Annotated in this window: 16 protein-coding genes; 13 read left to right on the forward strand and 3 right to left on the reverse strand. The window is 74.6% G+C overall.

Going from position 1 to position 12,235, the window contains the following annotated elements; genetic code table 11:
- The first annotated feature begins 315 nt into the window (after positions 1–315).
- From ACQEUR_RS09175 to ACQEUR_RS09185, 3 genes are all read left to right on the forward strand, one after another.
- Positions 316–747 carry a winged helix-turn-helix domain-containing protein gene (locus tag ACQEUR_RS09175; protein WP_433028971.1) on the forward strand — a complete coding sequence of 144 codons (432 nt, stop codon included), beginning with the start codon at positions 316–318 and terminating at the stop codon, positions 745–747.
- Between the two features lie 33 nt (positions 748–780).
- Complete coding sequence (locus tag ACQEUR_RS09180; protein ID WP_433028354.1) at positions 781–1,638, forward strand: hypothetical protein; 858 nt, start codon at positions 781–783, stop codon at positions 1,636–1,638.
- A gap of 85 nt (positions 1,639–1,723) precedes the next feature.
- Complete coding sequence (locus ACQEUR_RS09185; RefSeq protein ID WP_433028357.1) at positions 1,724–2,566, forward strand: MBL fold metallo-hydrolase; 843 nt, start codon at positions 1,724–1,726, stop codon at positions 2,564–2,566.
- Between the two features lie 127 nt (positions 2,567–2,693).
- On the opposite strand, the gene ACQEUR_RS09190 is transcribed toward ACQEUR_RS09185, so the two are convergent.
- Positions 2,694–3,056, reverse strand: coding sequence for a DsrE family protein (locus tag ACQEUR_RS09190; RefSeq protein ID WP_433028360.1), 363 nt, complete (start codon positions 3,054–3,056; stop codon positions 2,694–2,696).
- Positions 3,057–3,081: 25 nt separating this feature from the next.
- On the opposite strand from ACQEUR_RS09190, the gene mtfM reads away from it, so the two are divergent.
- Both mtfM and ACQEUR_RS09200 read left to right on the forward strand, forming a co-directional pair.
- Complete coding sequence (gene mtfM / locus ACQEUR_RS09195) at positions 3,082–3,186, forward strand: small membrane protein MtfM (RefSeq protein WP_433028363.1); 105 nt, start codon at positions 3,082–3,084, stop codon at positions 3,184–3,186.
- Positions 3,180–3,782: an FABP family protein gene (locus ACQEUR_RS09200; protein ID WP_433028973.1), complete on the forward strand. Its 603-nt coding sequence runs from the start codon at positions 3,180–3,182 to the stop codon at positions 3,780–3,782. The genes mtfM and ACQEUR_RS09200 overlap by 7 nt, the downstream gene beginning before the upstream one ends.
- A gap of 138 nt (positions 3,783–3,920) precedes the next feature.
- On the opposite strand, the gene ACQEUR_RS09205 is transcribed toward ACQEUR_RS09200, so the two are convergent.
- Complete coding sequence (locus ACQEUR_RS09205) at positions 3,921–4,769, reverse strand: aminotransferase class IV (RefSeq protein ID WP_433028366.1); 849 nt, start codon at positions 4,767–4,769, stop codon at positions 3,921–3,923.
- A gap of 72 nt (positions 4,770–4,841) precedes the next feature.
- On the opposite strand from ACQEUR_RS09205, the gene ACQEUR_RS09210 reads away from it, so the two are divergent.
- From ACQEUR_RS09210 to ACQEUR_RS09245, 8 genes are all read left to right on the forward strand, one after another.
- The gene (locus ACQEUR_RS09210) at positions 4,842–5,273 is read left to right on the forward strand and encodes a Fur family transcriptional regulator (RefSeq protein WP_433028369.1); all 432 of its coding nucleotides are present in this window, start codon (positions 4,842–4,844) and stop codon (positions 5,271–5,273) included.
- Positions 5,270–6,385 carry a YgfZ/GcvT domain-containing protein gene (locus ACQEUR_RS09215; protein WP_433028372.1) on the forward strand — a complete coding sequence of 372 codons (1,116 nt, stop codon included), beginning with the start codon at positions 5,270–5,272 and terminating at the stop codon, positions 6,383–6,385. Before ACQEUR_RS09210 ends, ACQEUR_RS09215 begins: the two co-directional genes overlap by 4 nt.
- Before the next feature lie 25 nt (positions 6,386–6,410).
- On the forward strand, positions 6,411–7,250 hold the full coding sequence (locus tag ACQEUR_RS09220) for a 3-keto-5-aminohexanoate cleavage protein (protein WP_433028375.1): 840 nt from the start codon (positions 6,411–6,413) through the stop codon (positions 7,248–7,250).
- 32 nt (positions 7,251–7,282) lie between these two features.
- Complete coding sequence (locus ACQEUR_RS09225; protein WP_433028378.1) at positions 7,283–8,257, forward strand: asparaginase; 975 nt, start codon at positions 7,283–7,285, stop codon at positions 8,255–8,257.
- 95 nt (positions 8,258–8,352) lie between these two features.
- The gene (locus ACQEUR_RS09230; protein WP_433028381.1) at positions 8,353–9,054 is read left to right on the forward strand and encodes a helix-turn-helix domain-containing protein; all 702 of its coding nucleotides are present in this window, start codon (positions 8,353–8,355) and stop codon (positions 9,052–9,054) included.
- Positions 9,051–9,719 (forward strand): hypothetical protein, encoded by a 669-nt coding sequence (locus ACQEUR_RS09235; RefSeq protein ID WP_433028384.1) that lies wholly within the window; start codon positions 9,051–9,053, stop codon positions 9,717–9,719. The genes ACQEUR_RS09230 and ACQEUR_RS09235 overlap by 4 nt, the downstream gene beginning before the upstream one ends.
- A 136-nt stretch (positions 9,720–9,855) precedes the next feature.
- Positions 9,856–10,170 (forward strand): DUF2516 family protein, encoded by a 315-nt coding sequence (locus ACQEUR_RS09240; protein WP_433028387.1) that lies wholly within the window; start codon positions 9,856–9,858, stop codon positions 10,168–10,170.
- On the forward strand, positions 10,167–11,057 hold the full coding sequence (locus ACQEUR_RS09245) for an alpha/beta fold hydrolase (RefSeq protein WP_433028390.1): 891 nt from the start codon (positions 10,167–10,169) through the stop codon (positions 11,055–11,057). The genes ACQEUR_RS09240 and ACQEUR_RS09245 overlap by 4 nt, the downstream gene beginning before the upstream one ends.
- On the opposite strand, the gene ACQEUR_RS09250 is transcribed toward ACQEUR_RS09245, so the two are convergent.
- Complete coding sequence (locus tag ACQEUR_RS09250; RefSeq protein WP_433028393.1) at positions 11,044–12,078, reverse strand: NAD(P)H-dependent flavin oxidoreductase; 1,035 nt, start codon at positions 12,076–12,078, stop codon at positions 11,044–11,046. The two genes, ACQEUR_RS09245 and ACQEUR_RS09250, sit on opposite strands and share 14 nt — an antisense overlap.
- Between the last annotated feature and the right edge of the window lie 157 nt (positions 12,079–12,235).

A 12,235-nucleotide genomic window follows, 5' to 3' on the forward strand; every position in this document is an offset into this window, starting at 1 on the left:
GCGTGGGTTTGAGCGGTGTTACGCAGTGCATCCCCCACATCGGCTAAGAGTCATGCTGTGGTGCCGGGGGGAAGTGATCAATCCTCCACGCCAAGCAGTATTCGGGCAGTAACAGGCCGTATTTCGGTCAAAAGTCAGAAACCTGCCATACATTGGTTGGCATCGTTGTTGACTCGCCCGGCCAAACCGGATTGGCTGGCACCCGGACACGGCGAGACCTCGGGATCCGAGAAGGCGAGGCTCGCGCCCGAGGTGGCGGGGAGGTCGGCGGTGGCGAACGGTGAGGTCCCACTGGTGGTGTGCGTCTCGGCGGACGTGGCGGTGCGCGAGCGCGTGGTCCGGCGGCTGGACGACTTCGGCACCGTGGTCATCTGTTCGGATCTGGCCGAACTCCGGGCGATGCTCTTCCCGCTGACCGGAAACGGGACCGAACCGGCGGCGAGCGCGCCGGTCAGCCTCGGCGACCTCTCCGTCGACCCCGGCGGCCACCTGGTCACCTGGCGCGGCGAGCCGCTCGCGCTCACCCGACTGGAACGGGAGCTGCTGGCCCGGCTCGCCAGCCCGCCGCTCGGGGTCTGGACCTACGAGCGGCTCTTCGGTTCGGTCTGGGGCGGCGCCTACCTCGGCGACACCGCCATCCTGCACTCCGCCGTGAAACGGCTCCGCCGCAAGCTGCGCGCCGTCGAGGGCGGGCCGCAGGTGCAGACCGTCCGCGGCGTCGGCTACCGGCTCAGCGCGGGCGGCTGATCCGCACCGGCCCGACCGTGCCACCATGGCGGCGTGACCACCCACTCCGTGCCGCCCCCGGCCCCGCCGACCCCTCCGGTCAACCGCCGGCGGCGCTGGCTGCACGCCGGGGTGGCGGGCTGGGCCGTGGTCCTGCTGGTGGCCACCGCCGTCTCGGTGCACCGGGACGAGCCGACCGTGCGGGAGCAGCGCAGCGTGGGGCAGGCCACCCCGGTCGTCGAGCGGGCGGTCGGTGACCTGGTGGTCGCCGCCGGGCCGGAGGTGGTGGTGGAGCTGGCCGAGCCCCGCCGGCGTACCGGCTGCCGGCTCACCCCGCTGCGCGAGGGCGCCACGCTGGAGGCGGGGGTGACCCTCCGTGCTCCGGCGGCGGACGCGGACGCGGCGCTCGACCGGATCGCCGACCGGCTGCCGCCCCACTACCACGCCGGCGTCGGGCGGGAGCCGGACGGCGCGGCGCGCAGCCTCTGGGCCGATGCCGGGGAGTTCGTGCTGGTCGAGGGGGAGGTGTCCGAACCCGGCCTGGTGACGCTGACCGTCAGCACGGGATGCCGACCGACCTCCGACGGCTCCGACGGCCCGGCCGTACCGCCGCTGCCGCCCGCCGACCCGGACCCCGCGCGGGTGCTCACCGCCCTCGGCGCGACCGACGTCGCCCCGGCCGGCCCCACCGCGGCGGCCTGCCCCGGCCAGGGCCGGGTCTGGACCGTCCGGGCCACCGGACGGGGCGTCCCGGCCGCGCCGCCCGGCACGCTGCTGCCGGCCCCCGCCGGCACCGTGGTGGTCGCCGACACCCCCGAGTTGTACGCCTACCGCGCGGGTCCGCTCAGCGTCGTGGTGGAGGCCCTCGACGGCCGGATCCGGGCGGCCACCACCACCGGCTGCCCCGGCTGACCCGCCCGCCACCTCCGGCCCCCGTCGCGCCGTCGGCTGTTCCGTTGCGCCGTCGGTGGGGAAGTTCTCGTGGTTGTGTGGGGGAATGGTCTCGCTCAGTTACTGCACGTACGTGGCGCCGCCGAAGCCGGCGGTCTCCGACGACCTGCCGCCCGGCGAGACGCAGCGGCAGTGGTCGCCCACCTCCGCCACCCTGATCTACGGTGACCACGACGCGGTCCTGGTGGACGCGCTGATGACCGTGGACGAGGCGCGCCGGCTGACCGACTGGGTGGCCGGCGTGGGCCGGAACCTGACCACGATCTTCGTCACCCACGGCCACGGGGACCACTTCTTCGGCGCGTCCGTGGTGCTGGAGCGCTTTCCCGAGGCGAAGGTCGTGGCCACCGCGAGCGTGGTGCGGCGGATGCGGGCGCAGGTCGGCCCGGAGTGGCTCGACGGGTACTGGCGTCCCGCCTTCCCCGACCAGATACCCCAGCGGCCGATCGTCGCCGAGCCGCTGGCCGACCACGTCGTCGACCTGGAGGGGCAGCGGCTGATCGCGATCGAGCTCGGGCACAGCGACACGGACGACACCACCGCGCTGCACGTGCCCTCCATCGGGCTGGTGGTCGCCGGCGACTCCGTCTACAACGACGTACACCTCTATCTCGCCGAGTGCGGCAACGGCGGGAGCCAGGCCTGGCTGGCGGCCCTGGACACGGTCGCGGCCCTGCGGCCGGTCGCCGTGATCGCGGGCCACAAGCGCCCCGGCGCCGACGACGGCCCGCACACCATCGAGGAGACCCGCCGCTACATCCAGGACTTCGAGGCGGCTGCGGAGAGCACGACCAGCGCCGTCGAACTGTACGACGAGATGGTCCGGCGGTATCCCGACCGGGTGAACCGGGGCGTCCTGTGGAACTCCGCCCGAGCCGTCAAGGGATAGCGCGGGAGCGCCGACCGTCGGCAACGCGATTGAGCGTGATGCCTCTGCGGCATGAATATGCCCCAGAGGCATCACACTCCAAGGGCATACGCCCCTGCGGAGTGGCCGGCCGGCGGGACAGGACCGGCTAGTAGACCAGCGCCTGGGCGCCCTCGGCCATCGCCTCCTCGACGAAGACCGCCGCCCCCGCGATCCGGACCCCGGGCAGCACGTCCGACTCGGTGATCTCCCGGCGGGCCGCGCACTGCGTGCAGGCGGTGACCCGCCCACTGCTCATGATCACGTGCAGCAGCTCCGGCAGCGGCGCGGAGTGCGGCAATTCGAACTCCTCCGCCCGCCCCGGCAGCGCGAACCAGGTCGACTCGCCGGTCAGCCAGAGTGAGACGTCCACGCCCGAGGCGACCGCCGTGGCGGCCACGGTGAACGCCTGGGCACAGCGCTCCGGGGCGTCGGAGCCGGCGGTGACCTTGACGACCAGAGTGCGAGCCATGCGGCCAGCATAGGATCAACCCGTCATGGTTACCGAGATTGGGTTCGTGAGCCTGCTGGTGGCGGGCTTCGGCGCGCTCGCCGGTTTCCTGGTGTATCTGGCCATCCGCATTTCGAGAGGACGCTGGTGAGCGACAGCGACAACCCGATCCAGCCGCCGCCGTGGCTCAACGCTCCGCCCGTCGACCCGTACCCGTTCGCGGAGACCTACGACCTGCGTACCGGGCCGGACCTGCATCCGGCGCTGAACAGCCTGCTTCCGTACGTCGGGTTGTGGCGGGGGCGCGGTCGCGGCGGTTTCCCGACCATCGAGGACTTCGACTACGCGCAGGAGATCCGGATCACCCATGACGGGCGGCCCTTCCTGCACTACGAGTCCCGCGCCTGGATCCTGGACGAGCAGAGCCAGCCGGTGCGGCCGGCCGGCCGGGAGGTCGGCTGGTGGCGGCCGGTGCTCAGGGAGGAGGGCAGCGGGACCGACGAGCTGGAGGTCCTGCTCACCACCCCGACCGGGGTGATGGAGCTGCACGTCGGCAAGATCACCGGTACCCAGGTGGAGCTGGTCAGCGACGCGGTGCTGCGTACGGCGACGGCCAAGGAGGTCACCGCCGGACACCGGCTCTTCGGCATCGTCGAGGGTGCCCTGCTCTACGCCCAGGACATGGCCGCGATGGGGCAGCCGCTCTCGCCGCACCTCTCCGCCCGGCTGATCCGGGTAGGCGGATAGCGCGCCGAGCCGCCCCACGCGCCGACCCGCCCCACGCGTCACGCCGCCCCACGCGTCACGCCGCCCCACGTGTCACGCCGGCTCGCGTGTTAGGAAGGGGCCCTTCCTATACAGAAAGCGATAAGAAGGGGCCCTTCCTTACCCAAGGGGGAAGCCGAGGAGGTCGTGGAGGGCGGCGGTGTGCGGCGACGGCGGCAGCGGCACCCCGTCCAGGGAGCGCACCTCCGCGAGCCCCCGTACCGACGAGGTGAACCAGACGCCGCCGGTCGCCCGCAGGCCGGCCGGGGAGATCCGTCGCCGGGCGGCCGTCCAGCCCAGCGCGGCGGCCCGCCCGAGCAGCCAGTCGGCGGTCACCCCGGGCAGGATCCCGGTGTCGGCGGGCACGGTGCAGAGGGTGTCGCCGGCCAGCCAGACAAGGTTGGCGCTGGTGCCCTCCAGGGCGTACCCGTCGGTGGAGATCCAGAGCGCGTCGTCGACGCCGTTGGCGGCGGCCCAGCGCCGGGCGGCCTTGTGCTGCCCGAACGAGAGGGTCTTGAGGCCGGCCAGCAGCCACGGGCGGCCGGACCGGGCGTCGGCGGTCACCCCGAGCGGCAGGGTGGCCACCGCGATGCCGTCCCGGCGGGCGCGCCGGGACGCGGCCGGCACCTCGGCCAGCGTCGCGTAGACCGTGCCCGGGCCGCCGCGCTCCGGTCCCCGGGTGCAGACCAGCCGCAGCGCCCCCTCGGTCGCCGCCGGCCAGCCGGCGCAGGCGGTGTCGAGCAGGTCCCGCAGCTCGGCGGCTGCCGGCAGCGGCAGGTCGAGGGCGGTCGCCGAGCGGGCCAGCCGGGCCAGGTGCTCGTCGACCAGCCAGGGGCGTCCGCCCCGGACGTGCATCGTCTCGAAGAGCCCGTCCCCGTGCAGTGCGCCCTGGTCGTCGGCCCGGAGCACCGGTTCGTCGGCCGGCACCACGCCCCGGCCCAGCACCGCAACGATCTGTCCGCCGGACACGACGCCGAGGGTAGCCGGCGGGCGTCGGCCGGCGCCGGGCGGCGCGGCGGAGATCCGAACTATGCTTTGTCGGTGTCGGAATCGTCACTCGCCGAACTGTTGCGTTCCCGTGGGCTACGCCTGACGGCGCAGCGGCAGCTCATCCTGGAAGCCGTCATCGACCTGGGGCACGCCACCCCCGAACAGGTGCACTCGGCGGTGCGCGAGGTGGCTGCCGGAGTGAACATCACCACGATCTACCGCACGCTGGAACTACTGGAGCGCCTCGGGCTGGTTACCCATACACACCTGTCCCACGGGTCACCGACCTACCACGCCGCGGGTGAGGACACCCACGCGCACCTGGTCTGTCGGGTCTGTGGGGCGGTGGACGAGGTCGATCCGGAGATTTTCGGACCGGTCGCGGACAAGCTGGCGGCCGAACGCGGGTTCCAGATCGACATCGGGCACGTGGCGCTCTTCGGCGTCTGCGGCCGGACCGGGTGCAGGGAGAAGCAGGGATGATCGACGTCGCGGGTGCGGTAGCCGTCGAGGCGATCGACGACGAGGCGCGGGACCGGCCCGCACCGGAGCACGCCGCCGCCGGGGTGCGGTCGGTGGCCGCCCACTACGGCGATCCGATGCGCGAACAGCGGCTGCTCGCCACCGATGTCGGCCTGGTGGACCGGTCGCACCGGGGCGTGGTCGCGGTCCCGGGTGCGGAGCGGGCCGGCTGGTTGCACACCCTGACCAGCCAGCACCTGGCCGATCTGCGCGCCGGGCAGGGCAGTGAGCTGCTGGTCCTCTCCCCGCACGGCCACGTCGAGCAGCACGCCATGGTCGCCGAGGACGGCGAGACGACCTGGCTGGACACCGAGCCGGGGGACACCGCCGGACTGCTCGACTACCTGACGAAGATGCGGTTCTTCACCCGGGTCGACCCCCGGGACGCGACCGCCGACTGGGCGCTGCTCTCGCTGGTCGGCCCCCGCGCGACCGAGGTGGTCGCGGTCCTCGGCGTCGCCGGCCTGGCCGCTCCGGACGTGCTCGGGGTGCCGGGTCCGAAGTTCGCCGCCGGCACCCTGCCGGCCCGGCCCACCGTGCTGTACGACGTACGGCCGCTGCCGGCCGGTGGGTGGGTCCGGCGGGTGCCGCTCGGGGTGGACCTGCTCGTTCCCCGGGGCGCCATCGCAGAGGTGGCCGGCGAACTGGCCGCCGCCGGCGCGCCGGTCGCCGGACTGTGGGCGTACGAGGCGGTGCGGGTGGCGGCGCGGCTGCCCCGGGCCGGTTTCGAGACCGACCACCGCACCATCCCGGCCGAGGTGGGACTGGTCGCCCCGGCCGTACACCTGGACAAGGGCTGCTACCGGGGCCAGGAGACGGTGGCCCGGGTGCACAACCTGGGCCGGCCGCCGCGCCGGCTGGCGCTGCTGCACCTGGACGGCGTGACCACCGACCAGTTGCCGGCGGTCGGCACCCCGGTGACCGCCGGGGGCCGCGCGGTCGGCTTCGTCGGCACGGCGGTGCGGCACTACGAGCTGGGCCCGGTCACCCTGGCCGTGCTCAAGCGCTCGGTGCCGGACGACGCGGCCCTGCTGGTCGACGGCACCGCCGCCGCCATCGACCCGGAGTCGTGACGGCGCACGCGACTAGGATCCGGCCATGACGACTGGGACGTTGATCACGGTTGCGCCGACCGGGGCGGAGTCGGCGAAGACGGAGGTGCCGGCGCTGCCGGTGACCCTGGACGAGCTGCTGCTGACCGCCAAGGAGTGCGAGGCGCTCGGCGCCGCCGTGATCCACGTACACATCCGGGACGGTGACGCCCGGCCGACCCTCGACCTGGGGCGGTTGCGGGAGACGGTGGCCGCGCTGCGGGAGAGCACCGACCTGGTCGTGCAGCTCTCCACCGGCGGTGCGGTGACCGACCCGGAGGCCGACCGGCTGGCCGTGCTGGACGCCGCCCCGGAGATGGCCTCCTGCACGATGGGCACGGTCAACTTCGGCGACGACGTCTTTCTCAACCGCTGGGAGTTCGTGGTCGAGCTGCACACCCGGATGCAGGACCGGGGGGTCGTGCCGGAGTACGAGATCTTCGACCTCGGCCACCTGACGGCGCTGCGCCGCCTGCTCGACCGGTACGGCCTGCCGGCGGGCGGGCACGTGCACGTCGACCTGGTGATGGGGGTGCCCGGGGGGATGCCGGCCACCACGGAGGCGCTGGTCGCCTGCCGGCAGGCCCTGCGTGACCTGCCGGCGGGGACGACGTTCTCGGCGACCGGCATCGGGCGCGGCACGATCCCGGTGATCCTGGCGGCGCTCTCCACCGGTGGGCACCTGCGGGTCGGGATGGAGGACACCGTCTCGTACGCGAAGGGGCGGCCGGTCGAGTCCAACATGCAGCTGGTGGCCCGCGCGGTCAGCTTCGCGCAGCTCGCCCAGCGGCCGCCGCTGACCCCCGCGCAAACGCGTGACCTGCTCGGACTCGCGCCCCGGAGCTGAACCGGGCCGGTGCGGGGCGTACCGTCGCGGACATGGGCATGATCTACAACGGTGGTGTGCCGCTCGCCGGGGCGGTCCGGTCGGACTTCGTGGAGTCGGTCCACCGTGGTTCCGTGGTCGTGCTCGGCCCGGACGGGGCGGTGACGGCCTCGGCCGGGGACGTCGAGGCGCCGGTCTTCCCCCGCTCGTCCAACAAGCCGTTCCAGGGGATCGGGATGCTCCGCTCCGGGCTCCGGCTGGCCGATCCGGCGGACCTGGCCATCGTCTGCGCCAGCCACTCCGGCGAGGACGTCCACGTGGAGCGGGTCACCGCCCTGCTGCGCGGTGCCGGGCTCGACGAGTCGGCGCTGCACTGCCCGCCGGAGCTGCCGCTCTCCGAGGTGGCAGCGGCGGCGGTGCTGCGCTCCGGCGGCGGGCCGTCGCGGTCCCGGATGAACTGCTCCGGCAAGCACACCGGGATGCTGCTCACCTGTCTGGCCGCCGGCTGGCCGGTCCGGGACTACTGGCGTCCGGAGCACCCGTTGCAGCAGCGGCTGCGGGCCGCGGTCGAGGAGCTGACCGGCGAGCGGGCGGCGGCGGTGGGGGTCGACGGGTGTGGTGCGCCGGTGCTGGCCGTGTCGCTGACCGGGCTGGCCCGCGGCTACCTGCGGCTGGTCACCGCCGAGCCGGGCTCGCCGGAGCGGGCCGTCGCCGACGCGATGCGGGCGCATCCGGTGCTGGTGGGTGGCAGTGACGCCGACGACACCCGGCTGATGTCCGGGGTGCCCGGCCTGCTCGCGAAGAGCGGGGCGGAGGGGATCGTCGCGGTGGCCGCGCCGGGGGTCGGCGCGGTGGCGATCAAGATCGATGACGGCGCGAAGCGGGCCCGCCCGCCGGTGCTGGTCTCCGCGTTGCGCCGGCTCGCCGGCTCCGGGGCACTGCGGCAGGCCACCGTGCTCGACGAGCTGGCCGAGCTGCCGCTGTACGGCGGCGGCGAGCCGGTCGGGGCGGTACGCCCGCTCTGGTGAGTGCCCGCCTCGCGCTGAGCGGTCCGCTGAGACGTCGCTAACTCTGGCTAGCGTTTCGCTTGCAGGAGCAAGCAGCGGCGGTTACCGTCGGACGCATGGCCACTCCGAAGGACCTTCCCCGTGACGTCGGTGGGTTCATCCGTGACCTGCGCCGCAACGCGCAGATCTCGCTGCGCCAACTCGCCGAGCAGGCCGGGGTCAGCAACCCGTACCTGAGCCAGATCGAGCGCGGGTTGCGCAAGCCGAGCGCGGAGGTGCTCCAGCAGCTGGCCAGCGCGCTGCGCGTCTCCACCCCGGTGATGTACCTGCGCGCCGGCCTGCTCGACGACCCCGAGGGGCAGGGGGTGCTCGCCGCCATCGCGGCCGACCCCGACCTCACCATGGCGCAGAAGCAGTCGCTGAGCCAGATCTACGAGACGTTCCGCCGGGAGAACCTCCGGCACGCCGAGGCCGGCACCGCCGAGGCCGGCACCGCCGAGGCCGCTCCGGCGGCGTCGGAGCCGGGCCCGTCGAGCACCGGCACCGGCACGTCGACCCCGACCGCCGGCCCGGGCCCGTCCGCCCCGGAGGCGCCGGCCACCCGGCCTGGCCCGCCCGGGCCGACCGAGGCCGTACTCGAATCCGTGGCGGTGACCGAGGCGGGCGCCGCCCCGCCGCCGCCCACCGCCGACCGCCCCGCGGAGCGGTCCCGACCCGTCCGCCGACCGACCGCCAAGAAGATCGCCAAGAAAGCCGTCAAGAAGGCCGGTCCGGCCCCGACGGCCGCCTCGGCCCCTGACGAGGAGGAGCAAGCATGAGCCAGCCCAGGAACACCCGGATTCCCGCCCCGCTCTACGCGGTCGCCGGTGTTGGAGACGTCGCGTACCAGCAGCTGCGCCGGCTGCCCGAGGTGGTGACCGGGCTCAGCGACCCGGCCGCCCGCAACGAGCTGCGGGAGAAGGCGGTCAGCACGACCGCCGAGCTGCGCGAGAAGGCGGTCACCACCACCGCCGAGCTGCGCGAGAAGGCCGCGACGACGCTGCGCAACGCCAACACCGCCGGCCTGCGCGACCGGGCGGCCCGGCGCGACGTGGAACTCGACCGGCTGCGCGAGGCCGCCATCCGCAACGCCGCCGTGGTGGTGGCCGGTGCCCAGGCCGCCCAGGAGCGGGCGTTCGCCGTCTACGGCGAGCTGGTCGCCCGGGGCGAGCGGGTCGTCGGCACCGGCGTGGTGCAGGCCGCCGACACCGTCAACGCCGACATGGAGGCCACCGAGGCGCCCGCCGCGGTCGCCGCCACCCCGACCCGTGCCGCCGAGCCGACCGCCGAGATCCCCACCCCGGCCGACGTCGCCGAGGTGATCCCCACCGCGGACGACGCCGCTGCCCCGAAGCGCCGGCCGGCCGCCAAGTCGACCCGCCCGGCCGCCAAGTCGACCCGGCCGGCGACCAAGCGGACGCCCCGCCCGACCAGCGGCGAGTAGCTCCCGCCGCCGGTCCCTCGACTGGCGGCGTGCAGCCGCCGGCCGGGGCGGTCCAGCCGGTACGGAGCGTCGAGGACGGTCACCCCGGGTGCGGCAAGTAGCACGTACCCGGGGTGGCCGGCATAAGCTTCACGGCATGGCCACTGCCGCGCCGCTCTTCTACCTCGCCGTCGTCGACGTCATCAACCTGGTGCTGCTCGTCTTCGCCCTCGTCATCCAGGGCGTCGCGCTCGTACACTGCATCACCCAGCGTTCGGACGCCTTCCCGGCCATCGGCACGCTCCCCAAGGGAGCCTGGATCGCCATCCTGGCGGTCTGCCTGGTGCTGACCCTGCTGCTGTACCGACCGATCAACCTGTTCGCCCTGATCGGGATCGCGGCGGCGTTGATCTATCTGCTCGACGTCCGGGTGGGCCTGCGCGACCTCACCGACGGCAAGGGCTTCTGGTGAGAGATTTCCGCTGGCCACCGCCGCCGGACGGCGGGCCACGGACGTACGGCCCCGGCCCCACCGCCCCGCGCAGTGGGCGGCCGGCGCTGCCCGAACCGGAGACCGAGCTGGTCGCCACCCCGCACGGCGTACGGCTGGAGCGGCTGGTCACCGGCGCCGGTGACCCGGTCACCGTCTTCGCGCACGGGTTGGCCGCCGGGATCTCGACCACCCGGCCGCTGGGCAGCGCGGTCGCCGGTCGCCGGGTCTTCTTCCAGTTCCGTGGACACGGGCGCTCCGACTCGCCCCCCGGGCGGTGGGGCTACGCCGACCTGGGGCGGGACCTGCGGGCGATCGCCGACCTCAGCGGTGCGACCCGGGCCCTCGGGGTGAGTCTCGGCGCGGCGGCACTGAGCCGGGTGCTCTGGGAGAGCCCCGAGCGCTTCGAGCGGGTCGTCTTCGTGCTCCCCGCCGTACTCGACGAACCCCGGCCGGACGCGGCCCGGCAGCGGCTCGCCGGGCTGCTCGCCGCGGTGCGTACCGGTGACGCCGGCACGGTCGCCGAGGCCGTCGCCGCCGAGGTCCCGGCGCCCGTCCGCAACACCCCCGCCGGCTGGGCTTACCTGCGGCAGCGGGTCGACCAGCTGATGCGGGACGGCCTGGGCGAGGGACTGGCCGACCTGCCGGACGGGGTGGCGATCCGGGACCGGTCGAGCCTGGCGGCGGTCACCGCCCCGGCCCTGGTGGTCGGCTGTGCCGGCGACGAGCTGCACCCGCTCGCGGTCGCCGAACAGCTCGCCGCCACGCTGCCCTCGGCCACCCTGCACGTGTACGACCGGCCGGGCGTGTTCTGGAGCCACCGCGCCGACCTGCGCGAGAAGATCTCCCACTTCCTCAACGAGGGCTGAGCCCGCCCGCCGGTACGCCGATCACCCGGCCGCCGGCGTGTCGCAGCGCCGCCGTGGCCTCCCGGAGCAGGGTCTCGACGATCTCCGCCGCGGGGGCCACCGAGTGGATCCCGCCGGCGGACTGGCCGGCGTAGAGCGCCAGCTCGTCGAGGCGCCCGGTCATGCCGGGCAGCGGGATCACGTCGCCGTACCGGAGATGTTCCCGGCCCCGCGCGTCGGTGGCCAGCACGTCGCCCTCGCCGGGCCGGTCCGGGGCGGCCGGCGACCCGGCCTCGACCCAGTGGTCCAGGGTGGTGTTGCGCAGCACCCGGTGGGCCGCGTCCGGCCAGCCGCCGTCGAAACAGCGGGTGTGCACCGTGTCCGCCACGGTGGCGGCGAGCACCCGGTCCCGGTACACCGGATGGCTGCCGGCCTCGGCGGCGGCGACGAAGCGGGTGCCGAGCCAGCCGGCCTGGGCGCCCAGGGCGAGCGCCGCGGCCAGGCCGCGCCCGTCGGCGATGCCGCCGGCGGCGAGCACCGGCACCGGGTGCACGGCGTCCACCACCGCGGGCACCAGCGCCATGGTGGCGACCTCGCCGCGTACGTGCCCGCCCGCCTCCCAGCCCTGCGCGACGACCGCGTCGACGCCCACCTCGGCCGCCCGTCGCGCCTCGGCCACCGATCCGACGCTGTGCACGTGCAGGGCCCCGGCCGCCCGGATCGCCGGATGCACCCGGCCCGGGTCGCCCCAGAAGGTGGAGAGCACCGGTACGCCCTCGTCCAGGCAGGCCGCGAGGTGCTCGGCGACCGGGAAGTCCAGCACCAGGTTGACGCCGAACGGTCGGTCGGTCAGCCGCCGTACCCGCCGGATGCGTTCGCGGCTCTCGTCGACGGTCGCCCAGGTCAGCGCGAGGGTGCCGAGGCCCCCGGCGGCGGAGACCGCCGCCGCGAGTTCCGGGGTGGTCGCCGAGCCGATCGGTGCCTGTACGACCGGGGCGGTGATGCCCAGGCGGCGGCACAACGGCGTGGTCAGGTCGGGCACGGCGGTCGTCCTCCACTGTCGAGCGTGTGGTGCGGGGTCGATGCCACGTGCCGGAACCATAGTGCGTGGCCCGGGGTGCTGTCTGACCGTGGCCGGCGGGGTGACCGGGTCCGCCACAAATCCGGACAGGGGCTGTCAGGTTTTCCTGCCAGGGTCA

The sequence above is a fragment of the Plantactinospora sp. CA-290183 genome (assembly GCF_050936375.1).
GTDB lineage: Bacteria > Actinomycetota > Actinomycetes > Mycobacteriales > Micromonosporaceae > Plantactinospora.

What these genes read in the sequence shown, in the direction of transcription:
- ACQEUR_RS09190 (WP_433028360.1), bottom strand. Translation starts at nt 3,056, where the DNA reads ATGGCTCGCACTCTGGTCGTCAAGGTCACCGCCGGCTCCGACGCCCCG.
- ACQEUR_RS09220 (WP_433028375.1), top strand. Translation starts at nt 6,411, where the DNA reads ATGACGACTGGGACGTTGATCACGGTTGCGCCGACCGGGGCGGAGTCG.
- mtfM (WP_433028363.1), top strand. Translation starts at nt 3,082, where the DNA reads ATGGTTACCGAGATTGGGTTCGTGAGCCTGCTGGTGGCGGGCTTCGGC.
- ACQEUR_RS09230 (WP_433028381.1), top strand. Translation starts at nt 8,353, where the DNA reads ATGGCCACTCCGAAGGACCTTCCCCGTGACGTCGGTGGGTTCATCCGT.
- ACQEUR_RS09215 (WP_433028372.1), top strand. Translation starts at nt 5,270, where the DNA reads ATGATCGACGTCGCGGGTGCGGTAGCCGTCGAGGCGATCGACGACGAG.
- ACQEUR_RS09225 (WP_433028378.1), top strand. Translation starts at nt 7,283, where the DNA reads ATGGGCATGATCTACAACGGTGGTGTGCCGCTCGCCGGGGCGGTCCGG.
- ACQEUR_RS09240 (WP_433028387.1), top strand. Translation starts at nt 9,856, where the DNA reads ATGGCCACTGCCGCGCCGCTCTTCTACCTCGCCGTCGTCGACGTCATC.
- ACQEUR_RS09185 (WP_433028357.1), top strand. Translation starts at nt 1,724, where the DNA reads ATGGTCTCGCTCAGTTACTGCACGTACGTGGCGCCGCCGAAGCCGGCG.
- ACQEUR_RS09235 (WP_433028384.1), top strand. Translation starts at nt 9,051, where the DNA reads ATGAGCCAGCCCAGGAACACCCGGATTCCCGCCCCGCTCTACGCGGTC.